Raw genomic sequence first — 25,272 nt, forward strand, 5'->3', positions numbered from 1 at the left:
AGGGCCTTTTTTGACGCCCGAGTATCAGGCTTCGGTCTTGGCTGCTGCAGCTTTGGCCGCGGCGTCCTTGATCAGCGCCTGCAACGAACCATCAGCGGACATTTCAGTCATGATGTCGCTACCGCCAACCAGCTCGCCAGCTACCCACAATTGCGGGAAGGTTGGCCAGTTGGCGTATTTTGGCAGGTTGGCGCGGATTTCCGGGTTCTGCAGGATATCCACGTACGCAAATTTTTCGCCACACGCCATCACGGCCTGCGCGGCTTTCGCGGAGAAGCCACACTGCGGGGCATTCGGCGAGCCTTTCATGTAAAGCAGAATGGTGTTGTTGGCAATCTGCTCTTTAATCGTTTCGATGATATCCATGGAGCACCTCGGCTGAACTTTCCGACTCATGGGTCGGCACGGTGGCGCATTGTAACGGAAAGCCGAGCGCCCTGCTCGGTCTCTCCGTCAGATGCGATCAGGCCGCTTCCACGGTCACCGGCACACCGTTCAAGGCCGCGTTACCCGACAACTCATCGAGCTGACACTCGTCGGTCAGGTCATTGGCGCTGGAGCCTGGCTGACCACTGGCGATGCTCATTTGCACACCCGGCCGGGCATGGCCCCAACCGTGCGGAAGGCTGACCACACCTTTCATCATATCCGGGCTGGCCAGCACTTCCACTTCGATCACCCCGACCCGCGAACGGACCCGCACCCTCTGCCCGTCGCTTAACGCGCGACTGGCCAGATCATCCGGGTGCATCAACAACTGATGGCGGGGCTTGCCCTTCACCAGGCGGTGATAGTTATGCATCCACGAGTTGTTGCTGCGCACATGGCGCCGGCCGATCATCAACAACTCATCGCTGGTCGGTGCCTGCAAGGCCGCGAAGCGCGCCAGGTCGGCGAGGATTACAGCGGGGGCCGCCTGGATTCGCTGGTTGGCGGTTTTCAGGCGGGGCGCCAGGTTGGGTTTCAGTGCGCCCAGGTCAACCCCATGGGGATGATCGAACAGGGTTGCCAGTGACAGCTTGTGCGGCGACGCATCGCCGTACAGCCCCATGCGCAAACCGCGGTCGATCATCTGCGCCGGGGCGATGGTGGGCTTGAGCTCCTTGCCGGTCTTCGCCGCGAACGCCTTGGCCAACTCGACGAAAATCTCCCAGTCGTGCAAGGCACCCTCAGGCTTGGGCAGGATGGCGCGGTTGAAGCGGCTGACGTTGCGCACTGCAAACATATTGAAGGTGGTGTCGTAATGATCGTTTTCCAGTGCCGAGGTGGACGGCAGGATCAGGTCGGCATAGCGCGTGGTTTCGTTGATGTAGAGGTCGACACTGACCATGAACTCCAGGCCGTCCAGCGCCTGCTCCAACTGGCGGCCATTAGGCGTGGACAGCACCGGGTTGCCCGCCACGGTGATCAGCGCACGGACCTGTCCGTCGCCTTCGGTGAGCATCTCTTCGGCCAGCGCCGACACCGGCAGTTCGCCGCCGTACTCAGGGCGCCCGGACACCCGGCTCTGCCACAAATTGAAATGCCCGCCCGACGTCGAAGCCACCAGGTCAACCGCAGGTTCCGTGCACAAGGCGCCGCCGACGCGGTCGAGGTTGCCGGTGACCAGGTTGATCAACTGCACCAGCCAATGGCACAGCGTGCCGAAAGCCTGGGTCGAGACACCCATGCGGCCGTAGCAAACCGCTGTGGGTGCGGCGGCAAAATCCCGTGCCAGTTGGCGAATTTGCTCCGCCGGCACCGCACACAATGGGCTCATGGTTTCGGCGCTGAAACCGGCAACGGCTTCGCGCACCTGATCCAGACCGTCCACTGGCAAATGACTGTCGCGGGTCAGGCCTTCGGCGAACAGGGTATTGAGCAGACCGAACAGCAGCGCCGCATCGCCACCGGGGCGCACGAACAGATGCTGGTCGGCAATTGCCGCCGTTTCACTGCGACGCGGGTCGACCACCACGACCTTGCCGCCCCGGGCCTGGATCGCCTTCAAGCGTTTTTCCACATCCGGCACAGTCATGATGCTGCCATTGGAGGCCAGCGGATTGCCGCCCAGGATCAACATGAAGTCGGTGTGGTCGATGTCCGGAATCGGCAGCAGCAAGCCGTGGCCGTACATCAGGTGACTGGTCAGGTGATGGGGCAACTGGTCGACCGACGTCGCGGAAAACCGGTTACGGGTTTTCAGCAGTCCGAGAAAATAGTTGCTGTGGGTCATCAGCCCATAGTTGTGCACGCTGGGATTGCCTTGATAGACCGCCACCGCGTTTTGCCCGTGGCGCTCCTGAATCGCGGCCAGGCGTTCAGCGACCAGGTTGAAGGCGTCTTCCCACTCGATGGGTTGCCATTCGCTGCCCACCCGCCGCATTGGCTGATGCAAGCGATCCGGATCGTTCTGGATATCTTGCAGGGCAACCGCCTTGGGGCAGATGTGCCCGCGGCTGAAGGTGTCCTGGGGATCGCCCTTGATCGAGGTGATCTGCAGGTTGCCTTCGAGCTCGGTGGTTTCGATGGTCAGGCCACAAATGGCCTCACACAAATGGCACGCACGGTGATGGAGAGTCTTGGTCATGGCCAGTCTCTGTCTTGTTCTGGGCGGGCAATAGCGACCGCGGGAACAAAACTATGGCGCCTGCCCCAACACCGCGCCAGCGACGTTCGTCTTGTGAATCGGTGGCCATCAGGCCTGCCGATAACTGCGCCCGATCAGCTCGAAGGCAACCTCGGCGGCGTGTGCAACTGGATTTCCTGGAGGGGGGGTTCGACCTCCCCGTGGGAGGGATGCACACCGGTCAGCTCGCCGATCAGCCGCCAGTGCTCGTCAAGCCCGGCACTGATGGTGACCATGCGGTCGATCATGCGCCGTCCTGCGTCCCGCGTGACCTGGTCGTCACTGCGCAGCAGTTCGAAAGACATCGATGTCATGGAGGCGGTCAGGTGAGTCAGGGAGCGGGCCGTAAGGCCGAGCAATTCCATAAGCTGCTGTTCTTTCGATTCCATCGCTGAGCTTCCTGCGTCACTCGTGAATTAGTTATAACCCAGCACTTTGCATTCGCAAGTATTTCAGATCGCCTGCGCCCGCCCCCAAGGCCCCGAACGACAGGTCGAAAACCGACTGTCTGCTCGCCATCCCCGCCCCGCTGGATTGCCAAGTTCCACGGCGCCGGTGTACAAATGCCTGGCTGCTGTCAGGAAACAGGCTTCAAAAAGCGTTATCGCAGTCATCCGATAGCCTCTCTGAAATCCCCTAATAACCGTAGCCCTATTGGTAAGACGCGACATTTAATTATAAGATCGCGCCTTCCCCTATTTCGTCGCCCCGTGCGGCTTACGCCGCAGGTCTCGCCCGTTGTTCCGTTAAACAAGGCTTTGAGCATCTGCGGTTTGTAGCAAAAAGGTAGTCAATGATGAGCGCAAGGCACTTTCTCTCCCTGATGGATTGCACGCCCCAAGAGCTGGTCAGCGTGATCCGTCGAGGCGTTGAGCTCAAAGACCTGCGTAACCGCGGCGTACTGTTCGAGCCTTTGAAAAACCGCGTGCTCGGGATGATTTTCGAAAAGTCCTCGACCCGCACCCGAATTTCCTTCGAAGCCGGCATGATCCAGCTCGGTGGCCAGGCGATCTTCCTGTCGCCCCGTGATACCCAACTGGGCCGTGGCGAGCCGATCGGCGACTGCGCGATCGTCATGTCGAGCATGCTCGACGCCGTGATGATCCGCACCTTTGCCCACAGCAACCTGACCGAATTCGCCGCCAACTCCCGCGTGCCGGTGATCAACGGCCTGTCCGACGACCTGCACCCGTGCCAGTTGCTGGCCGACATGCAGACGTTCCTCGAACACCGTGGCTCCATCCAGGGCAAGACCGTGGCCTGGATCGGTGACGGCAACAACATGTGCAACAGCTATATAGAAGCGGCGATCCAGTTCGACTTCCAGTTGCGCATCGCCTGCCCGGAAGGTTACGAACCCAATCCCGAATTCGTGGCCAAGGCCGGCGATCGGGTGACCATCGTTCGTGATCCGCAGGACGCCGTGCGCGGTGCGCACCTGGTGAGCACCGACGTCTGGACCTCCATGGGCCAGGAAGAAGAAACCGCCAAGCGCCTGCAGCTGTTTGCCCCGTACCAGGTCAACCGCGCCCTGCTCGACCTGGCCGCCCCGGACGTGCTGTTCATGCATTGCCTGCCGGCTCACCGCGGCGAAGAGATCAGCGTCGACCTGCTCGACGACCCGCGCTCGGTGGCATGGGACCAGGCTGAAAACCGGCTTCACGCACAAAAGGCCCTGCTCGAGTTTCTCGTCCCGCCTTCGTACCATCACGCATGAGCCAGCCATTACTGCTTAACCTGCGCAACCTCGCCTGCGGCTATCAAGACCAGCGCGTGGTGCAAAACCTCAACCTGCACTTGAACGCAGGTGACATCGGTTGCCTGCTGGGCTCTTCAGGTTGCGGCAAGACCACCACCCTGCGCGCCATTGCCGGCTTCGAACCGGTGCACGAAGGTGATATCCAGCTGGCTGGCGAGACCATCTCCAGTGCCGGTTTCACCCTCGCGCCGGAGAAACGTCGCATCGGCATGGTGTTCCAGGATTACGCCCTGTTCCCGCATTTGAGCGTGGCCGACAACATTGCCTTCGGTATTCGCAAACATCCGGACAAGGATCGCGTCACCGAAGAGTTGCTCGAACTGGTCAACCTGAAGAACCTCGGCAAGCGTTATCCCCACGAGCTTTCCGGCGGCCAGCAGCAACGGGTCGCCCTGGCTCGCGCCCTGGCGCCGGAACCGCAATTGCTGCTGCTGGACGAACCGTTCTCCAACCTCGATGGTGAATTGCGCCGCAAACTCAGCCACGAGGTGCGCGACATCCTCAAGGCCCGCGGCACCAGTGCGATCCTGGTGACCCACGACCAGGAAGAAGCCTTCGCGGTCAGCGATCACGTCGGCGTGTTCAAGGAAGGCCGGCTTGAGCAATGGGATACGCCCTACAACCTTTATCACGAACCCCTGACACCCTATGTGGCCAGTTTCATCGGCCAGGGTTACTTCATTCGCGGCCAACTGAGCAGCCCGGAGTCGGTGCAGACCGAATTGGGTGAACTGCGCGGCAACCGCGCCTACACCTGGCCGGTCGGTGGTGCGGTGGATGTCTTGCTGCGTCCGGACGATATCGTTTATGCGCCAGACAGTGCATTGAAGGCGCGGATCGTCGGCAAGTCTTTCCAGGGCGCCTCGACGCTTTATCGCCTGCAAATGCTGACGGGTGCACAACTGGAAGCGATCTTCCCGAGCCATGTCGATCATCTGATCGGCGCAGAAGTCGGCATTCGTGTAGCGGCGGAACACCTGGTGCTGTTCCAGGCATCCGGCAGCATGGCGGCGCAGATTCCGGTGGTTGAATCAGGCGTTCGCCGCTACAGCAGCGCGCACTGAAATCCGAACCTGTGTAGGAGCGAGGCTTGCCCGCGAAGGCGTAGTGTCAGTCAACATCATCGTTTACTGATATGACGCCTTCGCGGGCAAGCCTCGCTCCTACAAAGTTCAGGCGCGGCCGATGTCGGCGAACTTTGCCTGGGTGTGTTCGGCCAGCACGGCGGGAGCCAACTCCACTTCCAGCCCCCGCCGTCCCGCACTCACAAAAATGCTCGCAAACGGCTGCGCCGAATTGTCGATAAAGGTCCGCAAGCGCTTCTTCTGCCCCAGCGGGCTGATACCGCCCAGTAGATAACCGGTGGAGCGCTGGGCCGCCGCAGGGTCGGCCATTTCGACTTTCTTCACCCCCGCCGCCTGCGCCAGGGCCTTCAGGTCCAGGCTGCCACCAACCGGCACCACCGCCACCAGCAACTCGCCTTTTTCACTGGCCGCCAGCAAGGTCTTGAACACTTGCGCCGGGTCCAGTCCGAGCTTCTCCGCGGCTTCCAACCCATAGGACGCCGCCTTCGGGTCATGTTCATAACTGTGCACGCGGTGTTCGGCCCGAACCTTTTTCAGCAGATCCAATGCGGGTGTCATAACAGCTCCAGACTGGGTGGCAGTAGAAAATCCTGCGCCGGATTCTAGGACATTGATCCCCAAAAGGCTCTATCGCGGCGCCGCTTCAAAAGGCGCCCGGTTCCCGCCTTCCTCCCCTGCAACGCGCGATCATTCATGTGACTAATAGTTTATTTGTGACCAACGGTTCACTTTCGACCTTTGACAGCAGCGTTTCTTGTCTATATTTTTTCGTTTCTGAAACTGTATGAAATGTCCTACCGCAGTGCCCTGCTGTAAAACGGGAACAGGATGGGGATCCTGGCTCAATGAGAAACGCGCTTTGACCATGATGGAATGGAAGCGTCACACAAGAAAAACAATGAGGTTTCAATGACAACTGCTTTACAACAACCGTCGCTGTCGAGCCAATGCATGGCCGAGTTCCTGGGTACTGCGCTGCTGATCTTCTTTGGTACGGGCTGTGTTGCCGCGCTCAAGGTCGCGGGCGCCAGCTTTGGCCTCTGGGAAATCAGCATTATCTGGGGGGTCGGCGTGAGCATGGCGATCTACTTGACCGCCGGGGTTTCCGGCGCTCATCTGAACCCTGCCGTCAGTATCGCGCTGAGCATTTTTGCCGACTTCGAAAAGCGCAAACTGCCTTTCTATATCTTCGCGCAGGTGGCGGGTGCCTTTTGCGGCGCCTTGTTGGTTTACACGCTTTACAGCAACCTATTCTTCGATTTCGAACAAACTCAGCAAATGGTTCGCGGCAGCACAGCCAGCCTTGAACTGGCGTCGGTGCTCTCTACCTTCCCCAACCCAAGCCTGTCCCCGGCCCAGGCGTTCCTGGTCGAAGTGATCATCACCGCCATCCTGATGGGCGTGATCATGTCGCTGACCGACGACAACAATGGCCTGCCCAACGGCCCGCTGGCGCCCATCCTGATCGGCCTGCTGATTGCGGTGATTGGCAGCTCGATGGGGCCGCTGACCGGTTTCGCGATGAACCCGGCACGGGACTTCGGCCCCAAACTGATGACTTTCTTCGCTGGCTGGGGTGAAATTTCCTTCACTGGCGGCCGCGATATTCCGTACTTCCTGGTTCCGGTTTTTGCACCGATTGTCGGTGCCTGCCTGGGTGCTGCTGCCTACCGCGGCTTGATTGCCCGTCACTTGCCTGGCGCCGCACCTGCTACAAAGGATGCACTACCTGCCATTGACGGCAAGCCCAGAATTTCTTGATAGCGTTGGTGCGCGACCCTGCCCGTTTGCTCGCGCGCCGAACCTCACATCCCTTTTTCGTCCAAGGCAATCGACATGACCGACACACAGAACAAGAACTACATCATTGCCCTCGATCAGGGTACGACCAGCTCCCGCGCGATCATTTTCGACCGCGACGCCAACGTGGTCTGCACCGCACAGCGCGAGTTCGCGCAGCATTATCCGCAAGCCGGCTGGGTCGAACATGACCCGATGGAAATCTTCGCCACCCAGAGCGCAGTGATGGTCGAAGCCCTGGCGCAAGCTGGCCTGCATCACGATCAGGTCGCGGCCATCGGCATCACCAACCAGCGTGAAACCACCGTGGTGTGGGACAAGAACACCGGCCGCCCGATCTACAACGCGATCGTCTGGCAGTGCCGACGCAGCACCGAGATCTGCCAGCAGCTCAAGCGCGATGGCCATGAGCAATACATCAGCGAAACCACGGGCCTCGTCACCGACCCGTACTTCTCCGGCACCAAGCTCAAGTGGATTCTCGACAACGTCGAAGGCAGTCGCGAACGCGCGCGCAATGGCGAGCTACTGTTCGGCACTGTCGACAGCTGGCTGATCTGGAAATTCACCGGCGGCAAGGTGCACGTCACTGACTACACCAACGCCTCGCGCACGATGCTCTTCAACATCCACACCCTGGAGTGGGATGCGAAGATGCTGGAACTGCTGGATATCCCGCGGGAAATGCTGCCCCAGGTGAAGTCCTCTTCGGAAATCTACGGCCACACCAAAAGCGGCATCGCCATCGGTGGTATCGCCGGCGACCAGCAGGCCGCCCTGTTCGGCCAGATGTGTGTCGAAGCCGGCCAAGCGAAAAACACCTACGGCACCGGTTGTTTCCTGCTGATGAACACCGGCGACAAAGCCGTGAAGTCCAACCACGGCATGCTCACGACCATCGCTTGCGGCCCACGTGGCGAAGTCGCCTACGCGCTGGAAGGGGCGGTGTTCAACGGCGGCTCCACCGTCCAATGGCTGCGCGACGAGCTGAAGATCATCAACGATGCCCACGACACCGAATACTTCGCCAACAAGGTCAAGGACAGCAACGGCGTGTACCTGGTACCGGCCTTCACCGGCCTGGGCGCGCCGTACTGGGACCCTTACGCCCGTGGCGCGCTGTTCGGCCTGACCCGTGGCGTGCGTGTCGACCACATCATCCGCGCTGCGCTGGAATCGATCGCCTACCAGACCCGCGACGTGCTCGACGCCATGCAGCAGGATGCAGGTGAACGCCTCAAGGCCCTGCGCGTCGACGGCGGTGCAGTGGCGAACAACTTCCTGATGCAGTTCCAGGCCGACATTCTCGGCACCCAGGTCGAGCGTCCGCAGATGCGCGAAACCACGGCACTGGGCGCCGCTTACCTGGCGGGCCTGGCCTGCGGTTTCTGGGGCAGCCTGGACGAGTTGCGCGGCAAGGCGGTGATCGAGCGCCAGTTCGAACCGACACTCGATGAAGCGGCGAAGGAAAAACTCTACGCCGGCTGGAAAAAAGCCGTCAGCCGCACGCGCGATTGGGCGGCTGAAGACGAGGCCGAATAAACCGGGATACGAGCGCGTATCTGCATGTAACTGGTAGGGAGCAGATTCCTGCGGCATCATGGGCAAATTTTGCACGGCAGCCCAAAGGACGCCCCATGAATCTGCCTCCCCGTCAGCAGCAAATCCTCGAACTGGTCCGCGAACGCGGTTATGTCAGCATCGAGGAAATGGCCACGCTGTTCGTTGTTACTCCGCAGACCATCCGCCGCGATATCAATCAACTGGCGGAAGCCAATCTGTTGCGCCGCTACCACGGTGGCGCGGCTTACGACTCCAGTGTTGAAAACACCGCCTACGCCATGCGCGCCGATCAGATGCGCGATGAGAAACAGCGCATCGGCGAAGCCATTGCCGCGCAGATCCCCGACCATGCCTCGCTGTTCATCAATATCGGTACGACCACCGAGTCGATTGCCCGCGCCCTGCTCAACCACAATCACCTGAAGATCATCACCAACAACCTGCATGTGGCCTCGATGCTCAGCGCCAAGGACGACTTCGACGTCCTGCTGACCGGGGGCAATGTGCGGCGTGACGGTGGCGTGGTCGGCCAGGCCAGCGTCGATTTCATCAACCAGTTCAAGGTCGACTTTGCCCTGGTCGGCATCAGCGGCATCGATGAAGACGGCAGCCTGCTGGATTTCGATTATCAGGAAGTGCGGGTATCCCAGGCGATCATCGCCAACGCCCGCAAGGTGATCCTCGCCGCCGACTCCAGCAAGTTCGGACGCAACGCCATGATCCGCCTGGGGCCGATCAGCCTGATCGATTGCCTGGTCACCGACCAGCAACCGGTGCCGGCACTGACGCAGTTGTTGAATCAGCACAAGATTCGCCTAGAGGTCGTTTAACCCCCTCCTGTGGTGAGGGGATTTCTGTGGCGAGGGGATTTATCCCCGTTCGGCTGCGCAGCAGTCGTCAAACCATTGCATGCGGTTTGACATTGAAATGCTGGGGCTGCTTCGCAGCCCAACGGGGATAAATCCCCTCGCCACAAAGTCCTCCTCCCGCCTGCAAAATGTTCGAATATTTTCCTTTAGCCGCCCTTCGATGAGTTTTTTCAATCGAAGTCGACTGGCTGTGCGCGTCTTTATGGGCTAAGATTTTCGCAAATGAACATTAATGTTCGAATTCAAATACAGAAAATCAAAGAATTCCGAGGCCTTAGCCGATGCCCACTTCTACTTCTCCTACGCCACCTCTCGCCGAGGTCTACGATATCGCCGTCATCGGTGGCGGCATCAATGGCGCAGGGATCGCGGCAGATGCCGCTGGTCGCGGCCTCTCGGTGTTCCTTTGCGAAAAGGATGACCTGGCCAGCCACACCTCATCGGCCAGCAGCAAGCTGATCCACGGCGGCCTGCGCTACCTGGAACATTACGAATTCCGCCTGGTCCGCGAAGCCCTGGCCGAGCGCGAAGTGCTGCTGGCCAAGGCCCCGCACATCGTCAAGCCCATGCGCTTCGTGCTACCGCATCGCCCGCACCTGCGCCCGGCCTGGATGATCCGCGCCGGCCTGTTCCTTTATGACAACCTGGGCAAACGGGAAAAACTGGCCGGCTCCAAAAGCCTGAAGTTCGGCCCCGACAGCGCGCTAAAAAGCGAAATCACCAAGGGTTTCGAGTATTCCGACTGCTGGGTCGACGATGCGCGCCTGGTGGTATTGAACGCCATGGCGGCCCGGGAAAAAGGCGCCCACGTCCACACCCAGACCCGCTGCGTCAGCGCGCGTCGCACCAAAGGCCTGTGGCACCTGCACCTGGAACGCGCCGACGGCAGCCTGTTTTCGATCCGCGCCAAGGCGCTGGTGAACGCGGCCGGCCCCTGGGTCGCCAAGTTCATTCGTGACGACCTGAAGATGGAGTCGCCCTACGGTATCCGCCTGATTCAGGGCAGCCACCTGATCGTACCCAAGCTGTACGAAGGCGAGCATGCGCACATCCTGCAAAATGAAGATCAGCGCATCGTGTTCACCATTCCGTACCTCAATCAATTCACCCTGATCGGCACCACCGACCGTGAGTACACCGGCGACCCGGCAAAAGTGGCGATCACCGAAGTCGAAACCGATTACCTGCTGCAAGTGGTCAACGCCCACTTCAAAAAACAGATCGGCCGTGACGATATCCTGCACAGCTATTCCGGCGTTCGTCCGCTGTGCAACGACGAGTCCGACAACCCGTCGGCCGTTACCCGCGACTACACCCTGGCACTGTCAGGCAGCGGCGAGGAAGCGCCCCTGCTGTCGGTGTTCGGCGGCAAGCTGACCACCTACCGCAAACTGGCCGAGTCGGCGCTGGCGCAACTGGCGTCGCACTTCCCGCATATCAAGCCAAGCTGGACCGCCAACGCCACCCTGCCGGGCGGCGAAGACATGAGCACACCGCAGGCGCTGAGCTCGCTGATCCGCGACAAGTTCGACTGGATCCCCAGCGAAATCTCGCGCCGCTGGGCCACCACCTACGGCAGTCGCACCTGGCGCATGCTCGAAGGCGTGCAGAATCTCAACGACATGGGCGAACACATCGGCGGCGGCCTCTACACCCGTGAGGTCGATTACCTGTGCAGCGAAGAGTGGGCAACCAGCGCCCACGACATCCTCTGGCGTCGCAGTAAACTCGGCTTGTTCACCACCCCCGAGCAACAGCAACGGCTCGCTGATTACTTGAGCAAGGTTGAGCAGAACCGCAGCAAGATCGAAGCGGCCTGATCTCCATCCAGGTAATGCAATGCCCCTGAATCTTCCGATTCAGGGGCATTTTGCATTCTGCGCCACCGGCGGCATTCGGTTTTCCGAACGCGACTTGGCGGTCGATTCGGTAAACCGGATTTCTTCTGCCAAAAAAAACCTCAATAAATATTTAATCTCCTTATAAATCAATGTATTGAGCCGTTCAGCCTGGCCTGGCACGAGTCATGCTCTACACTCTTGGACGAATGCCTGTTGCACGACACTTCAGGAGCCGTCAGGGCATTCGAAGCACAAAAGGGCCGATGAACTGGCTCCATAAAAAAAACAATGTCGAGGAAAATTTGATGCGCATCGTTCCCCATATCCTGGGCGCAGCCATTGCTGCCGCTCTGATCAGCACGCCAGTGTTCGCCGCCGAACTCACCGGCACCCTGAAGAAGATCAAAGAGTCCGGTGTCATCACCCTCGGGCATCGTGACGCTTCCATTCCTTTCTCCTACATCGCGGACGCTACCGGCAAACCGGTCGGCTACTCCCACGACATCCAGCTGAAAGTCGTCGAAGCCCTGAAAAAAGACCTGGACCTGCCGAACCTGCAGGTCAAGTACAACCTGGTCACCTCGCAAACCCGTATCCCGCTGGTGCAGAACGGCACCGTGGACCTGGAGTGCGGCTCCACCACCAACAACGTCGAGCGTCAGCAACAAGTTGACTTCTCCGTTGGCATCTTCGAAATCGGTACTCGCCTGCTGTCCAAGGCAGACTCCAAGTACAAGGATTTCCCGGACTTGGCCGGCAAGAACGTCGTGACCACCGCCGGCACCACCTCCGAGCGCATCCTCAAGGCGATGAACGCCGACAAGCAGATGGGCATGAACGTCATCTCCGCCAAAGACCACGGCGAGTCCTTCCAGATGCTGGAAAGCGGCCGCGCCGTAGCCTTCATGATGGACGACGCCCTGCTGGCCGGTGAAGCGGCCAAGGCCAAGAAAGCCAGCGACTGGGCCGTGACCGGTACTCCACAGTCCTACGAAATCTACGGCTGCATGGTGCGCAAAGGTGACGAGCCGTTCAAAAAGGCCGTGGATGACGCCATCAAGGCCACCTACGCATCGGGCGAGATCAACAAGATCTACGAAAAATGGTTCATGCAGCCAATCCCGCCAAAAGGTCTGAACCTGAACTTCCCGATGAGCGACGAGCTCAAGGCCCTGATCGCCAATCCGACCGATAAAGCGGCTGACGACAAGAAGTCCTGATTTTCTGACTAACCTTATCTCCTGAGAGGGCCCCGCCCTCTCGGGAGGTTGTCACTCCCTGCTGGCATTTTTGGAAACACTCGGACCGGTGGCTGTCGAGCCGATCGCGTGTGCCTGAACATCACGTTCAGGCGGGAACGGAGCTTCCCCCAAGCGGGTACTTGTACATCGATCGATCTGAGGGGAGACCCTAATGAATTACAACTGGGACTGGGGCGTGTTCTTCAAGTCCACCGGCGTGGGCAGCGAGACGTATATCGACTGGTTCATCTCCGGGCTGGGCTGGACCATTGGCATCGCCGTCGCGGCCTGGATCATCGCCCTGACACTGGGCTCGATCCTGGGCGTCATGCGCACCGTGCCGAACCGCATCGTATCGGGCATCGCCACCTGCTACGTCGAACTCTTCCGTAACGTGCCGCTACTGGTTCAGCTGTTCATCTGGTACTTCCTGGTGCCCGACCTGCTGCCGCCGGATTTGCAGGAGTGGTACAAGCAGGACCTGAACCCGACCACCTCGGCCTTCATCAGTGTCGTCGTGTGCCTGGGCCTGTTCACCGCCGCTCGTGTTTGTGAACAGGTGCGCACGGGTATCCAGGCGCTGCCAAAAGGCCAGGAATCCGCGGCACGCGCCATGGGCTTCAAGCTGCCGCAGATCTACTGGAACGTGCTGCTGCCCCAGGCCTACCGGATCATCATTCCGCCGCTCACCTCGGAATTCCTCAACGTCTTCAAGAACTCGTCCGTGGCTTCGCTGATCGGCCTGATGGAGTTGCTCGCGCAGACCAAGCAGACCGCTGAGTTCTCCGCCAACCTGTTCGAAGCGTTCACCCTGGCCACGCTGATCTACTTCACCCTGAACATGAGCCTGATGCTGCTGATGCGCATGGTCGAGAAGAAAGTCGCCGTACCGGGCCTGATTTCCGTAGGGGGTAAATGATGGAATTCGACTTCTCGGGCATCATCCCGTCCCTGCCGGGCCTGTGGAACGGCATGATCATGACCCTCAAGCTGATGGTCATGGGCGTGATCGGCGGGATAATCCTCGGCACCATCCTGGCGCTGTGCCGCCTGTCGCACAACAAACTGCTGTCGAACCTGGCCGGCGCGTACGTCAACTATTTCCGCTCGATCCCGCTGCTGCTGGTGATCACCTGGTTCTACCTGGCGGTGCCGTTCGTGCTGCGCTGGATCACTGGCGAAGACACACCGATCGGCGCATTCACCTCGTGCATCGTGGCCTTCATGATGTTCGAAGCGGCGTACTTCTGTGAAATCGTCCGCGCCGGTGTGCAGTCGATTCCCAAGGGCCAGATGGGGGCCGCGCAAGCACTGGGCATGAACTATGGCCAGATGATGCGCCTGATCATCCTGCCGCAAGCGTTCCGCAAGATGACCCCGCTGTTACTGCAACAGAGCATCATCCTGTTCCAGGACACCTCGCTGGTCTACGCCGTCGGCCTGGTGGACTTCCTCAACGCTTCGCGCGCCAGTGGCGACATCATTGGCCGCTCCAATGAGTTCCTGGTCTTCGCAGGTCTCGTGTACTTCATCATCAGCTTTGCCGCCTCGCAGCTGGTCAAGCGTCTGCAAAAAAGGTTCGCCGTATGATCTCTATCAAAAACATCAACAAGTGGTATGGGGACTTCCAGGTGCTGACTGATTGCAGCACCGAGGTCAAGAAAGGCGAAGTGATCGTGGTGTGCGGGCCGTCCGGTTCCGGCAAGTCGACCCTGATCAAGTGCGTCAACGCCCTGGAACCGTTCCAGAAAGGCGACATCGTGGTCGACGGCACCTCCATTGCCGACCCGAAGACCAACCTGCCGAAGCTGCGCTCGCGCGTGGGCATGGTGTTCCAGCATTTCGAACTTTTCCCGCACCTCACCATCACCGAAAACCTGACCATCGCGCAGATCAAGGTACTGGGACGCAGCAAGGAAGAGGCCACCAAGAAAGGCCTGCAACTGCTGGAACGTGTCGGCCTCTCGGCCCACGCCCACAAGCATCCTGGCCAATTGTCCGGTGGCCAACAGCAGCGTGTGGCGATTGCCCGTGCGCTGGCGATGGACCCGATCGTCATGCTGTTCGACGAACCGACCTCGGCGCTGGACCCGGAAATGGTCAACGAAGTGCTGGACGTGATGGTGCAACTGGCCCACGAAGGCATGACCATGATGTGCGTGACCCACGAAATGGGCTTCGCCCGTAAAGTGGCCGACCGTGTGATTTTCATGGATGCGGGCAAGATCATCGAGGACTGCAAGAAAGAGGAGTTCTTCGGCGACATCAGCCACCGTGCCGAGCGTACACAGCACTTCCTCAACAAGATTCTGCAGCACTAAGCAAAACGCCGTTCCCCTGTAGGAGCTGGCTTGCCAGCGAAGGCGGTGTCCAGACGAACTCTGGTATCCGGGCTATCGCCTTCGCCGGCAAGCCGGCTCCTACAGGGGGCGGGGCAAGGTTTGGATTTGTGTTGTGGTTGACCCAAGGCATCTGTGATGAAATGCGACCCCACTCTCTATCGCGCCACGTCGCCATCACTCGCCGTGAAACCTCGCCTGATTCGCCATCTGTTCCTGCCGCCGCTGATCATCGCGCTGATGATCGGACTGGGTTATGTCGGCTTCTGGACCAGTGAGCACTATGGCATCCGCAGCCTCGGCGAAAACGGCCAGCGCCAGCTGGAACTGCACGCCCGCGCCGTCGAGAGCGAGATCAGCAAGTACACCTACCTGCCCAGCCTGCTGGAACTCGAAACCAGTGTTTCGACACTGCTGGCCGACCCGACGCCGGAGCACCGGCAGACCGTCAACGATTACCTCGAAGGGCTGAACCGACGCAGCCGCAGCCGGGCCATCTACGTGATGGACACCACCGGCCGTGTCATGGCCACCAGCAACTGGCGCGATGTCGACAGCTACCTGGGTGAAGACCTTTCCTTCCGTGCCTATTTCCAGAATGCCGTGCGTGGCCAGCCCGGACGTTTCTACGGTATTGGCAGCACCAACGGCGAACCCGGTTACTACCTGGCCCATGGCCTGGAAGAACACGGCAAGATCATCGGCGTCGCGGTGGTCAAGGTGCGCCTCGAAGCCATGGAAGAACGCTGGCAACGCGCGCGTCTGGAAGCCTTCGTCAGCGACGAAAACGGCATCATCATTCTCTCCAGCGACCCCGCGCGACGGCTGAAATCGGTGGTGCCGCTGAGCGAGGAAACCAAGGAAAAGCTGGCCCGCAGTCTCCAGTACTACTGGTTCCCGCTGAACGAGTTGCAACCGCTAGCCCGGGAAACCCTGTCCGAGGGCGTGGAAAAACTCACCTTCCCCGCCAATAGCGAACTGGTTTCCGATGACGAAAACATCAGCTACCTGTCGCAAACCCGCCCTTTGAGCGATACGCCGTGGAACTTCACCCTGCTCACGCCGCTGCAGGACCTGCGCCGCGAAGCGATCAACCAGGGGATCCTGGTCGCCGTGGCCTTTGCCCTCGTGGCGTTCCTGCTGATTGCCTGGAACGAGCGGCGCAAAGTGATCGCCACCCGCCTCGCCGCTCGCGAAGCCCTGCAGGAAGCCAACAACCAATTGGAGCGTCGGATTACCGAACGCACCACCGACCTGCGCGCCAGCAACGAGCGGCTCAAGGGGCAGATCCGCGAACGCCGTCATGCCGAAGAGACGCTGCGCCGTGCCCAGGATGAACTGGTGCAGGCCGGGAAACTCGCGGCGATTGGCCAGATGTCCACCAGCATCGCCCACGAATTGAACCAGCCGTTGGCGGCGCTGCGCACCCTGTCCGGCAACACCGTGCGCTTTCTCGAGCGCGGTCAGCTGGACGTGGCCAGCACCAACCTCAAGACCATCAACGAATTGATCGACCGCATGGGCCGGATCACCGCCAGCCTGCGCTCCTTCGCCCGACGTGGTGACGACAAGGGCCAGGCCGGTCTCGGTAAAGCCGTGGAGGCGGCCTTGCAATTGCTCGGCGGCCGTGTGGAAAACGCCCATCTGCAATTGAATCGCCACTTCGACGATGTGCAACTGCAGATCGACCAGACCCGCCTGGAGCAAATCCTGGTCAACCTCATCGGCAATGCCCTGGACGCCATGCAGGCGCAGCCGCAGCCAGAGTTGTGGCTCGAAGGCGAAGAATTCGAGGGTAAATATCGGCTTCACGTAAGGGACAATGGCCACGGCATCGATGCCGAAGCGCGCAAGCACCTGTTCGAACCGTTTTTCACCACCAAGCCCGGCGAACAAGGCCTGGGCCTGGGCCTGACCCTCTCCGCGAGCCTGGCCGCCGCCACTGGCGGTCACCTGGGTGTCGAGCACCCGGCCAGCGGTGGTACCGCTTTTGTCCTCAGTTTACCGTTGGTAAGCCCCATTTCCGCTGAGCCAATATGAACAACGACCTTAGTGTATTGATCGTCGAAGACGACCCCCATGTGCTGCTCGGCTGCCAACAGGCGCTGACCCTGGAAGACATTCCCTGCATCGGTGTCGGCAGTGCCGAGGAAGCCCTGGAGCGTGTGGGCGAGAACTTCGCCGGCATCGTCATCAGCGACATTCGCCTGCCGGGCATCGATGGCCTGGAACTGCTGAACCGGCTCAAGGCCCGCGATCGCAGCCTGCCAGTGGTGCTGATTACCGGTCACGGCGACATTTCCATGGCCGTCGGCGCCATGCAGAAAGGTGCCTATGACTTCATGGAGAAACCCTTCTCGCCCGAACGCCTGGTGGATGTAGCCCGCCGTGCCCTGGAGCAGCGCAGCCTGGCACGGGAAGTCTCGTCGTTGCGCCGGCAACTGGCCGAGCGCGATTCCCTTGAAGGCCGGATCATCGGCCGCTCACCGGCCATGCAGAACCTGCGCGAGCTGATCGCCAATGTCGCCGATACGTCGGCCAACGTGCTGATCGAAGGCGAAACCGGCACCGGCAAGGAACTGGTCGCGCGCTGCCTGCACGATTTCAGTCGTCGGCACACCCGGCAATTCGTCGCACTCAATTGCGGGGGCCTGCCGGAAAACCTCTTCGAAAGCGAGATCTTCGGCCACGAAGCCAACGCCTTCACCGGCGCGGGCAAACGGCGGATCGGCAAGATCGAGCACGCCGATGGCGGCACGCTGTTCCTCGACGAAGTGGAAAGCATGCCCCTGCCCCTGCAGATCAAGCTGCTGCGGGTGTTGCAGGAACGCACGCTGGAACGCCTCGGTTCAAACCAGAGCGTGGCGGTGGACTGCCGGGTGATCGCGGCCACCAAATCCGATCTCGACGAGTCGAGCAAGGCGGGTGAATTTCGCAGCGACCTGTATTACCGCCTCAACGTGGTGACCCTGGAACTGCCGCCCCTGCGCGAGCGCCGCGAAGACATCCTGCAATTGTTCGAATACTTTTTGCAGCAGTCGTCCTTGCGTTTCGACCGCACCGCACCGGAACTGGATAACCAGACCCTGTCAAACCTGATGAGCCACGACTGGCCAGGAAACGTGCGCGAACTGCGCAACGTCGCCGAGCGCTTTGCCCTGGGCCTGCCGGCGTTCAAGAAACCGGGCGCCGGCGGCAGCGCCCAAGGCCTGGCCTTCGCTGAAGCGGTGGAGGCTTTCGAGCGCAACCTGCTGAGCGACGCCTTGCAACGCAGCGGCGGCAACCTGACCCAGGCCAGCCAGGAACTGGGCATGGCCAAGACCACACTGTTCGACAAAGTGAAAAAGTATGGGCTGAGCCACTGATGGATCTGATTCTCAAGGCAACCCTGGGCGCGGCGGTGGTGGTGATCCTAGCCGCCCTGGCCAAGACCAGAAACTATTACATCGCCGGTTTGGTGCCACTGTTTCCAACCTTCGCGCTCATCGCCCACTACATCGTCGGCAAGGGTCGTTCGCTGGATGACTTGAAGACCACCATCGTGTTCGGCATGTGGTCGATCATTCCGTACTTCATTTACCTGGCGACCCTCTATGTGATGGTCGACCGCATGCGCCTCGAGGCATCGCTGGCCGTGGCGGCGGTGGCGTGGTTGATCGCGGCGACGGCGCTGGTCAGCGTCTGGGTTCGCCTGCACGGCTGAGCCCGCGTGTTAAAGAAGGTTGTGTTCAGCCACAGGCTCAATCTGCGCCCAATGCGAAGTATCCTCTCGGTGAGCGCGCAGATACGGCAACACGGCCGCCAGCAACGGCGCCTTGAACGCTTCCTGGAAACGATGAGCCAGCCCCGGTATCAACTTCAACTGGCTGCCACGCAGATGCGCCGCCAGGTGCACGCCGTGCATCACCGGCAACAACGGATCGGCCGTGCCATGCACCACCAGCGCCGGCACCCGCAGTTGGTTGAGCAACGCCACCCGGCTCGGCTCGGCCAGGATCGCCAGGATCTGGCGCTTGGCCCCCTCGGGATTGAATGCCCGGTCATACGCCTGTGCCGCCTGCAGCAGCAGCGCCTGTCGATCGTCAGTCACCGCCGGGCTGCCCAGTGCCGCCAGCAGGTCCGCCTGCTGCTCCAGTGCGACTTCACGATTGGGCGCACCCCGACGCGCCAGCAACTGCAGCAGCGCCGCACTCGGCGCGGGCAAACCTTCGGCGCCGGATGTGCTCATGATCAGGGTCAGGCTCTCGACCCGTTGAGGCGCCATCGCCGCCATGTGCTGGGCAATCATTCCACCCATGCTGGCGCCCAGCACATGGAATTGCTCAATGTGCAGCGCGTCCATCAGGCTCAGCCCGTCGTCCGCCATATCGGTCAATGAGTAGGGGGCCGAGACCGGCAGGCCCAGCTTGTAGCGCAACACCTCAAACGTCAGGTTGGCCTCCACCGGGGTTTGACGCCAGGTCGACAGGCCAACGTCGCGATTGTCGTAGCGAATCACCCGAAACCCTTGCTGGCAGAGCGCGACCACCACCTCGTCAGGCCAGTGAATCAACTGCCCACCCAAGCCCATCACCAGCAGCAACGCCGGGTCCGAGGCGCGGCCGATGCTCTGGTACGCCAGGCTTACCTGATCCAGGTCGACCCGCTCGGTCGCCACGTTGACGTCACAGCGAGACGCCGAAAAAGAGGGAAAACTCAACAACAACGCGGTCAAGAAGACCGCTGTCGATAAAAATCGTGCACACATGAAAAACACCGAAACGCAGAACCCCAGTAGAGCGCGAGTCTGATGAAGTTTGTTCAAGCGCGCTGCCACAGTTGCATGACAGTTTCATGAATGCCGCTCAGTGGTCGATGCGATAACTATGTAGTGCCACGGTCCCGGGGGATTTTTTTTTAATGGCGTTTGATCAGGAGTGGACCCGCCGCTCCCCCTGGATGAGCCCCATCACCATGACCGAAAGACTGCTCCCGACCCTTCCCGTGTCCTCGCTAACCGCCATCCCCGAGTTTTCAACGCTGACGAGCCATATCGATCAGAGCCTTTTGCAAAGCGCCTTGACCCGTTGGCAGGCATGCCAGGAAGGTTTGCAGGCGCTGTTTGCAGGCAAGCCGCTGAACGAAGGCGCAGATACCTATTGGAATGCCCGCGCCCCCGGTACACCGCTGTCGCGGCGTGATCGGGCCACCCAGTTGTACCGCGAGCATATCGAAGCAACGGCTCAAGTGGCATTCGCCCTCAGCACCCTGAGCGCCGAACAATTGAAACCGCTGTGGTTGGTTCTGGATTCCGGGACTGTGGGAATGCGTCTGGACGATCAGTTGATCCAGTGCGAACACCTGGCGCTTAGGTTGAGCGACAACAGCCTCCTGAAACTGCCGGGGGCCTGGGTGATCAGCGTGGGCCACCAGCCACCGGTCGCGCAGTTGCTCTACCTGCCCTCTCGATCGGTGCCCATCCAGGCCTTCAAGGAACGGCGCGACATGGAGCACTGGTTGTCCACGCAATTACTCGCTCCGCCAGCGTTACCCAGCCATTACAGCTTCGAATACACGGCCAGCACCAGGCCGTTGACTACAGGCATCGCGGAGCTGTTTTCGCCCGAGCTGCAAGCCCGCCCCGCCGAGCTGTTTGCCCAAGCGCCAACCCTCGAGAACCTGGAGCTGAGCGAAGGTTTTGGCGATGAAGATCAACCATCGCTATTCGATAGCCTGGCTGCCGATATCCCACTGGCCCTGCGCAAGGCCTCGCTTGGCAAACAGCGTGCGGCGCTGGAAACACTGCTGGGCGAGGACCTGGACAGTGACCGTCATCAGTCACTCGACGACGCGCTCAAGGCACTGGAAACCGCAGAGCTCGCTGCAGACACGGCCGCATCCACCCTGCTTTACCGATCGCGCACGCTGGACCTGGTGACGTTCAATAGTGCCTTCAACGCACTTTACCAGGCACACAAGGCCGGCTTGAGGGCCGAGGTTGAGCTTCAACGCACACTCAATCAGCTCGATAGCACGGAACTCGAGTTGCTTAGTCTCATGCTCGCCCCACCTGACGCCGCCGAGCGCGACCCTGACGTTGCATTCGCCGGCCTGTCGCTGAGCATGAGTACAGACACTGGCGCCCCGTTGCGCCAAGAGCTCACGGGCGTGTTTGTCATTGGCCGACCGCAAGCGCTGTCCGACCCGGAATCGCCCCATGGCCTGCTGCTCTACTGGCCCGGTATCGGCGGCGGTTTGCAGCGATTCGCCAACCGCAAAGAGCTGGAACAACAGTTGCTGAAAATACAGGGGCAGGACCCGATGCTGGCCCTGCAACTGAAGACCATCACGACCGATCCGCTGCTGTACAGCCTCAATCAACAGACCAGCCTTTTCGAAGAACAGGCCGCGCACATACGCCAGCGCGCCCCTGACAACGCGCAGGCATCACAGGAACTGGAAAAGCTGCGCAGGCAAACACTGGCGTTGCTGCAGGTCCCGGTGAACGCAGCGAGAAGCCTGGCCCTCATGCACCTGCAGGAACAACGCCGCAGTGCCTCGATGGTTGCCCGTCTTCCCTCCTGGCTGGCCACCTTGGCGGCCCCTGACAGTGCCAGGCTCAAAAGCCTGACCAGCGCTTATATCCAGGCCATGCAGCGCAGCCACGAGCAACTGGAAACAATCCTGGTGCCTCGCGACGCCTTCACCCGCCGACACCTTCAGGCGCAGCTGCGCGAAGACTTTTCACTCAAAGGCGACTTCGACGTCCAATTGGACCTGCCCGACTCCGTCACGCTGCAAAAACAACTGGCGGACGGTGCGGCTCCCGGCACTCCGCAAAAACTGGTGGCAGTGCCCAGTGCCGCCAGAAGCAAGATGTCACTCGAAGAACTGGCCCAGCTCAATATCGACAACACGCCGTCGATGCAACTTGAGCCCTTGTCCCTGCGCCTGGGCTTCATGCGGGTGGAGGTCACGACGCCGGACGACGGCGAACGCCAGGCCCTGACAGCCGGTATCACCCAGGCCTACCTGCGCAAGACGCTGCCGGCGCTGGATTTGCCCAAGGCCTACGAACAGCTCATCTACGACACCTTCATGGGCAGTCTCAGCGAACCGCTGTTTGTCAGGGAGCATCGCCGGGAATGCCTGATCGAGCCCTGGCGCCTGACTCTCAAGATGCAAGGTGAGTGTGCACGCCTGCAAAGACAGATCAGCCTCGATGACCTGCAAGTCCTGAACACCGCCATCGATGCCGATACCCCGCAAGCCTGGCAAGCCGGCGGCAAGCGCATCCAGCTATTGCCGGCCTACCTGAGCGCGGGTGGCAAGGACACGCCCAACGAAGGCCCGGTGACCTTGTCTGGCGTGACGTTCATTCAAGAACAGGTCAGCGGCATGACGTTGCTGTACCTGCCGGACAGCCCCGATGGTCAGTGCCTGCGCCGCTACGACAGCCTCGAAGACGCGCGCAAGACCCTGTTCAACCTGTGCCTGCGCAGCGAGATGGCCAGCTATCTGGCCGGTCGCGCCTTGCAGGGAGACGTGCGCGCTCATGAAAGCCGGATCAACCAGGCTGTCCTCAAACACTTCGACGCCATGATCGGTGTCGGTGGGCGCTGGCCGGCAGTCACTTCCCTGGCCGCGCACCTGCTCAATACACAGATGGGACGCCTGATCGAAGCCCATCGCGGCACATCGCGCTCCAACGCTGCGTTATTCATGGAACGCTACGCGCTCAGCGGACCGAAGGCGTTGAATTACATCAGAATGGCCTTGGGGCTTGTACCCTTTGTTGGCACAGCCATTGCCCTGGACGATGCCTGGAGCAGTGCCAATCGGGCCGTCGCAGCACTGTTACGCGCTGACGTGGGTGAAGGCCTGACAGAAATAGAGTCGGTGCTATTGTCCCTGGTCGATGCCGCCATGGACCTTCTTCCCGGTACGCTGGGCAGCAAATCGGCCACGGCCGCCCGCGCGTTGACCCGTGCTCGTCAGTTGCAGGCGCTCGGCAAAGGCGCCATGGCCTTGCCAGCGACATCAAAACACCAGGCGCGGCACATCGCCCAACGTTTCGCCGGTTACGAGTATGAGAAACCGATCTCCCTCGTCGGCTTGCAGCCGGTCGAGCACGGTGTCTATCGCAATATCTACCGTCATGCCGATGGCGATTTCATAACTCGCCAGGGCCGTTTTTACCAGGTTGAACCGAGCACGGACTCTCGCGGCTGGCGACTGAGCGGCACAAATAAAAAAACCTACAAGCAACCTGTCGCTCTCGATGAAGCAGGCCGCTGGGATACCTGGTTCGGTGTTTACGGATCGACCTTCGAGGGCGGCGGGCTGGGTGGTGGTGGCGTGCTCGGGCATCTGGCGGACACCCTCGACCCGATCTGGCCGGCCGCCGTTCGCCAACGACTGCCACGGTGGTGGGCCGATCAGGCGCATCGCCGTCACCTTGCATTGACTGAAACCGCCGACAACCTGGCGCCGCTAATCGATACGCGGGTCCAGCGCACCAAAGCGGTCCTGGATGCCTACAACAGCAGCCCCATCGAAGCCCGCCCGGCCCTGCTGCAAACCGCCGAAGCAGCCTGCATCGGCGACATCGAAATGGCCAGCACCCACCACCAGACCCTGGCCGAACTGGCGCCCCTGACCCATGGCAATAAACGACGCGAGCTCAGGGACATGCAAAGTCATGACGCCCTGCTGATTGCCGACAGGCATAAGCAGCTGGTTTTTCTCGCCAACCATCGGACTGAGCCGCTCATTGGAAGAATCGACGCTTTAGTCGACCAACTGGACACACTACCGGACAGTGCGATTGTCGAACGCATTCGGATCCTGCACGACATCCGAAAGCTGCGTGCGGAATTCGTCGGCCACATGGAGCAGATTGAAACGGGCATGCGCAACCTCAACATCTGGTACGAACGCATTACGGTCAGGACCGAAAGGGCACAACTGACACCCGAAGTAGCGATGTTGAACGGACGCCTCAGCGAAACCAATTTGCTTTACCTGAAAACCGGTCAACTGCTGGAAATAGTCAAACGCTTCGACACGACAAAGGATTTTTCCTGGTTCGATCTACAAGTCCAAGCCGAGAGCCTGCGGACCCAGGTCGACCGGGCATTGTTCGTCCAATACAGCCTGCCGGAAGTCACTGCCACCCGCGCCCAGCGCAACCAGATTCTTCAGGAGTGCCTTGAACACTACCGGCAATTCCGTCGTGGCATGAATGCCTGGACCGCCAGCTATCCCCAGCACTTTCATCTCGACGCCGTGGCGCCCTTGCTGGAGGGTATCGAGAAAATGGCCGAACGAGCCCGCAAGTTCATCGACCTGCCGGCCCCATCCATGCCAGGCAGGCAACGCAGCAAGAAAGTCTTCATCACGGAAGACGACCAATTGTTGATCGGGGTGGAACGCTGGGAACCGACGACGCAGAAGCACCAATACCTCCTGACCGGCCGGGGTGGCGTCGAGGAAATATGGGAACAGGGTGCAAACGGCAAGTTTCGCTTGCTCAATCCATCCGAGCCGACCGTTCGTCCCGCACAAAGGGACCCGAGTGCCATGATTGAAGAGGCGCGTATCCGTCTGCAGGCGCAGCCGGGCTATCAGACGAAGATTCAAGCCTATGCAGCACAGGACATGCTCCCGGTCGATCTGGAGCACATGATGGTCAGCGAGGCCAGCGAACTGACACGCCGGGCGCTCGATATCGAAGCCGTTGCCCCACAGAGCCCCGTCATCGAGCAACTGCGAAACAAGGCCACGGAACTGATTGCCATCGGACGGCAAATGCGCACCCGGCAGTCACTGCGCAGCAAAAAACCTACGGATGGCATGCTCGATGATCTGATCAGCCAAAACGCCGTGGAGATACGCAAGACCAGCCCGATCAAAAGTCTGCGAAAGCGCCCTGACGGCCGAACCGATTACATGCAGGAATACGAAATCTGGGACCTGACCGACGCCCCGCCCAACGTGTTGTGGTACGCCCATTTTCATTACACCAAGGCGGCGCCTGCCTTCGCCGAGTTCGAAAAGGCCCACTTGAAGCTGCCGCTGCACCGGTTTTTGACCCACGCCGACGACGCCACCCTGCCCTATGCCGACATCGGCAAAAGGTCACCGGCACTGCGCCATTTCGATCAGGTCTGACAGGTGCAACGGGAG

Annotated in this window: 19 protein-coding genes; 14 read left to right on the plus strand and 5 right to left on the minus strand. The window is 60.6% G+C overall.

The window, feature by feature from the left end; genetic code table 11:
* Window positions 1-24: 24 nt before the first annotated feature.
* The 3 genes from grxD to HFK74_RS21530 all read right to left on the minus strand — a co-directional run bounded on the left by grxD (window position 25) and on the right by HFK74_RS21530 (window position 2,997).
* The gene (grxD, locus tag HFK74_RS21520) at window positions 25-366 is read right to left on the minus strand and encodes a Grx4 family monothiol glutaredoxin (protein WP_007938922.1); all 342 of its coding nucleotides are present in this window, start codon (window positions 364-366) and stop codon (window positions 25-27) included.
* A 97-nt stretch (window positions 367-463) separates the two neighbouring features.
* Window positions 464-2,569: a molybdopterin-dependent oxidoreductase gene (locus HFK74_RS21525; protein WP_180205250.1), complete on the minus strand. Its 2,106-nt coding sequence runs from the start codon at window positions 2,567-2,569 to the stop codon at window positions 464-466.
* Window positions 2,570-2,703: 134 nt separating this feature from the next.
* Complete coding sequence (locus HFK74_RS21530; protein ID WP_180205251.1) at window positions 2,704-2,997, minus strand: hypothetical protein; 294 nt, start codon at window positions 2,995-2,997, stop codon at window positions 2,704-2,706.
* 407 nt (window positions 2,998-3,404) lie between these two features.
* Here HFK74_RS21530 and argF point away from each other — a divergent pair, with 407 nt between their 5' ends.
* The gene (gene argF, locus HFK74_RS21535) at window positions 3,405-4,325 is read left to right on the plus strand and encodes an ornithine carbamoyltransferase (protein WP_180205252.1); all 921 of its coding nucleotides are present in this window, start codon (window positions 3,405-3,407) and stop codon (window positions 4,323-4,325) included.
* Window positions 4,322-5,431 carry an ABC transporter ATP-binding protein gene (locus HFK74_RS21540; RefSeq protein ID WP_008056626.1) on the plus strand — a complete coding sequence of 370 codons (1,110 nt, stop codon included), beginning with the start codon at window positions 4,322-4,324 and terminating at the stop codon, window positions 5,429-5,431. The genes argF and HFK74_RS21540 overlap by 4 nt, the downstream gene beginning before the upstream one ends.
* Window positions 5,432-5,539: 108 nt before the next feature.
* On the opposite strand, the gene ybaK is transcribed toward HFK74_RS21540, so the two are convergent.
* Window positions 5,540-6,010, minus strand: coding sequence for a Cys-tRNA(Pro) deacylase (gene ybaK / locus HFK74_RS21545; RefSeq protein WP_180205253.1), 471 nt, complete (start codon window positions 6,008-6,010; stop codon window positions 5,540-5,542).
* A 351-nt stretch (window positions 6,011-6,361) separates the two neighbouring features.
* Between ybaK and HFK74_RS21550 the strand changes: the two genes are divergently transcribed.
* The 11 genes from HFK74_RS21550 (at window position 6,362) to HFK74_RS21600 (ending at window position 18,808) form a co-directional block, all read left to right on the plus strand.
* Window positions 6,362-7,213 carry an MIP/aquaporin family protein gene (locus tag HFK74_RS21550; RefSeq protein ID WP_180205254.1) on the plus strand — a complete coding sequence of 284 codons (852 nt, stop codon included), beginning with the start codon at window positions 6,362-6,364 and terminating at the stop codon, window positions 7,211-7,213.
* 75 nt (window positions 7,214-7,288) lie between these two features.
* Window positions 7,289-8,794, plus strand: a complete 1,506-nt coding sequence (gene glpK / locus HFK74_RS21555) for a glycerol kinase GlpK (RefSeq protein WP_180205255.1) — start codon at window positions 7,289-7,291, stop codon at window positions 8,792-8,794.
* A gap of 95 nt (window positions 8,795-8,889) precedes the next feature.
* Window positions 8,890-9,645, plus strand: a complete 756-nt coding sequence (locus HFK74_RS21560; RefSeq protein WP_008056633.1) for a DeoR/GlpR family transcriptional regulator — start codon at window positions 8,890-8,892, stop codon at window positions 9,643-9,645.
* A gap of 320 nt (window positions 9,646-9,965) precedes the next feature.
* A complete protein-coding gene (glpD, locus tag HFK74_RS21565) occupies window positions 9,966-11,504 on the plus strand; it encodes a glycerol-3-phosphate dehydrogenase (RefSeq protein ID WP_180205256.1) in 1,539 nt (512 codons plus the stop codon).
* Window positions 11,505-11,830: 326 nt separating this feature from the next.
* A complete protein-coding gene (locus tag HFK74_RS21570; protein WP_180205257.1) occupies window positions 11,831-12,745 on the plus strand; it encodes a glutamate/aspartate ABC transporter substrate-binding protein in 915 nt (304 codons plus the stop codon).
* Between the two features lie 193 nt (window positions 12,746-12,938).
* Window positions 12,939-13,685 carry an amino acid ABC transporter permease gene (locus HFK74_RS21575; RefSeq protein WP_180205258.1) on the plus strand — a complete coding sequence of 249 codons (747 nt, stop codon included), beginning with the start codon at window positions 12,939-12,941 and terminating at the stop codon, window positions 13,683-13,685.
* Window positions 13,685-14,356, plus strand: a complete 672-nt coding sequence (locus HFK74_RS21580; RefSeq protein ID WP_180205259.1) for an amino acid ABC transporter permease — start codon at window positions 13,685-13,687, stop codon at window positions 14,354-14,356. The genes HFK74_RS21575 and HFK74_RS21580 overlap by 1 nt, the downstream gene beginning before the upstream one ends.
* A complete protein-coding gene (locus HFK74_RS21585; RefSeq protein ID WP_008056645.1) occupies window positions 14,353-15,087 on the plus strand; it encodes an amino acid ABC transporter ATP-binding protein in 735 nt (244 codons plus the stop codon). The genes HFK74_RS21580 and HFK74_RS21585 overlap by 4 nt, the downstream gene beginning before the upstream one ends.
* A gap of 156 nt (window positions 15,088-15,243) precedes the next feature.
* Window positions 15,244-17,145, plus strand: coding sequence for a sensor histidine kinase (locus HFK74_RS21590; RefSeq protein ID WP_180205260.1), 1,902 nt, complete (start codon window positions 15,244-15,246; stop codon window positions 17,143-17,145).
* Window positions 17,142-18,470 (plus strand): sigma-54 dependent transcriptional regulator, encoded by a 1,329-nt coding sequence (locus HFK74_RS21595; RefSeq protein WP_180205261.1) that lies wholly within the window; start codon window positions 17,142-17,144, stop codon window positions 18,468-18,470. Before HFK74_RS21590 ends, HFK74_RS21595 begins: the two co-directional genes overlap by 4 nt.
* Before the next feature lie 8 nt (window positions 18,471-18,478).
* Window positions 18,479-18,808, plus strand: a complete 330-nt coding sequence (locus HFK74_RS21600) for a GlpM family protein (RefSeq protein ID WP_180205389.1) — start codon at window positions 18,479-18,481, stop codon at window positions 18,806-18,808.
* Between the two features lie 9 nt (window positions 18,809-18,817).
* Here HFK74_RS21600 and HFK74_RS21605 read toward each other — a convergent pair whose 3' ends face one another.
* On the minus strand, window positions 18,818-19,852 hold the full coding sequence (locus HFK74_RS21605; protein WP_180205262.1) for an alpha/beta fold hydrolase: 1,035 nt from the start codon (window positions 19,850-19,852) through the stop codon (window positions 18,818-18,820).
* 206 nt (window positions 19,853-20,058) lie between these two features.
* On the opposite strand from HFK74_RS21605, the gene HFK74_RS21610 reads away from it, so the two are divergent.
* Window positions 20,059-25,257, plus strand: coding sequence for a DUF6543 domain-containing protein (locus HFK74_RS21610; protein ID WP_180205263.1), 5,199 nt, complete (start codon window positions 20,059-20,061; stop codon window positions 25,255-25,257).
* The last annotated feature ends 15 nt before the right edge of the window (window positions 25,258-25,272 follow it).

The organism is Pseudomonas sp. SbOxS1, from assembly GCF_013416725.1.
Classification (GTDB): Bacteria; Pseudomonadota; Gammaproteobacteria; order Pseudomonadales; family Pseudomonadaceae; genus Aquipseudomonas.

Excerpts from the sequence above, each read along its gene's own strand:
- grxD (WP_007938922.1), bottom strand. The coding sequence starts at position 366 with ATGGATATCATCGAAACGATTAAAGAGCAGATTGCCAACAACACCATT.
- HFK74_RS21525 (WP_180205250.1), bottom strand. The coding sequence starts at position 2,569 with ATGACCAAGACTCTCCATCACCGTGCGTGCCATTTGTGTGAGGCCATT.
- HFK74_RS21530 (WP_180205251.1), bottom strand. The coding sequence starts at position 2,997 with ATGGAATCGAAAGAACAGCAGCTTATGGAATTGCTCGGCCTTACGGCC.
- argF (WP_180205252.1), top strand. The coding sequence starts at position 3,405 with ATGAGCGCAAGGCACTTTCTCTCCCTGATGGATTGCACGCCCCAAGAG.
- HFK74_RS21540 (WP_008056626.1), top strand. The coding sequence starts at position 4,322 with ATGAGCCAGCCATTACTGCTTAACCTGCGCAACCTCGCCTGCGGCTAT.
- ybaK (WP_180205253.1), bottom strand. The coding sequence starts at position 6,010 with ATGACACCCGCATTGGATCTGCTGAAAAAGGTTCGGGCCGAACACCGC.
- HFK74_RS21550 (WP_180205254.1), top strand. The coding sequence starts at position 6,362 with ATGACAACTGCTTTACAACAACCGTCGCTGTCGAGCCAATGCATGGCC.
- glpK (WP_180205255.1), top strand. The coding sequence starts at position 7,289 with ATGACCGACACACAGAACAAGAACTACATCATTGCCCTCGATCAGGGT.
- HFK74_RS21560 (WP_008056633.1), top strand. The coding sequence starts at position 8,890 with ATGAATCTGCCTCCCCGTCAGCAGCAAATCCTCGAACTGGTCCGCGAA.
- glpD (WP_180205256.1), top strand. The coding sequence starts at position 9,966 with ATGCCCACTTCTACTTCTCCTACGCCACCTCTCGCCGAGGTCTACGAT.
- HFK74_RS21570 (WP_180205257.1), top strand. The coding sequence starts at position 11,831 with ATGCGCATCGTTCCCCATATCCTGGGCGCAGCCATTGCTGCCGCTCTG.
- HFK74_RS21575 (WP_180205258.1), top strand. The coding sequence starts at position 12,939 with ATGAATTACAACTGGGACTGGGGCGTGTTCTTCAAGTCCACCGGCGTG.
- HFK74_RS21580 (WP_180205259.1), top strand. The coding sequence starts at position 13,685 with ATGGAATTCGACTTCTCGGGCATCATCCCGTCCCTGCCGGGCCTGTGG.
- HFK74_RS21585 (WP_008056645.1), top strand. The coding sequence starts at position 14,353 with ATGATCTCTATCAAAAACATCAACAAGTGGTATGGGGACTTCCAGGTG.
- HFK74_RS21590 (WP_180205260.1), top strand. The coding sequence starts at position 15,244 with ATGAAATGCGACCCCACTCTCTATCGCGCCACGTCGCCATCACTCGCC.
- HFK74_RS21595 (WP_180205261.1), top strand. The coding sequence starts at position 17,142 with ATGAACAACGACCTTAGTGTATTGATCGTCGAAGACGACCCCCATGTG.
- HFK74_RS21605 (WP_180205262.1), bottom strand. The coding sequence starts at position 19,852 with ATGTGTGCACGATTTTTATCGACAGCGGTCTTCTTGACCGCGTTGTTG.
- HFK74_RS21610 (WP_180205263.1), top strand. The coding sequence starts at position 20,059 with ATGACCGAAAGACTGCTCCCGACCCTTCCCGTGTCCTCGCTAACCGCC.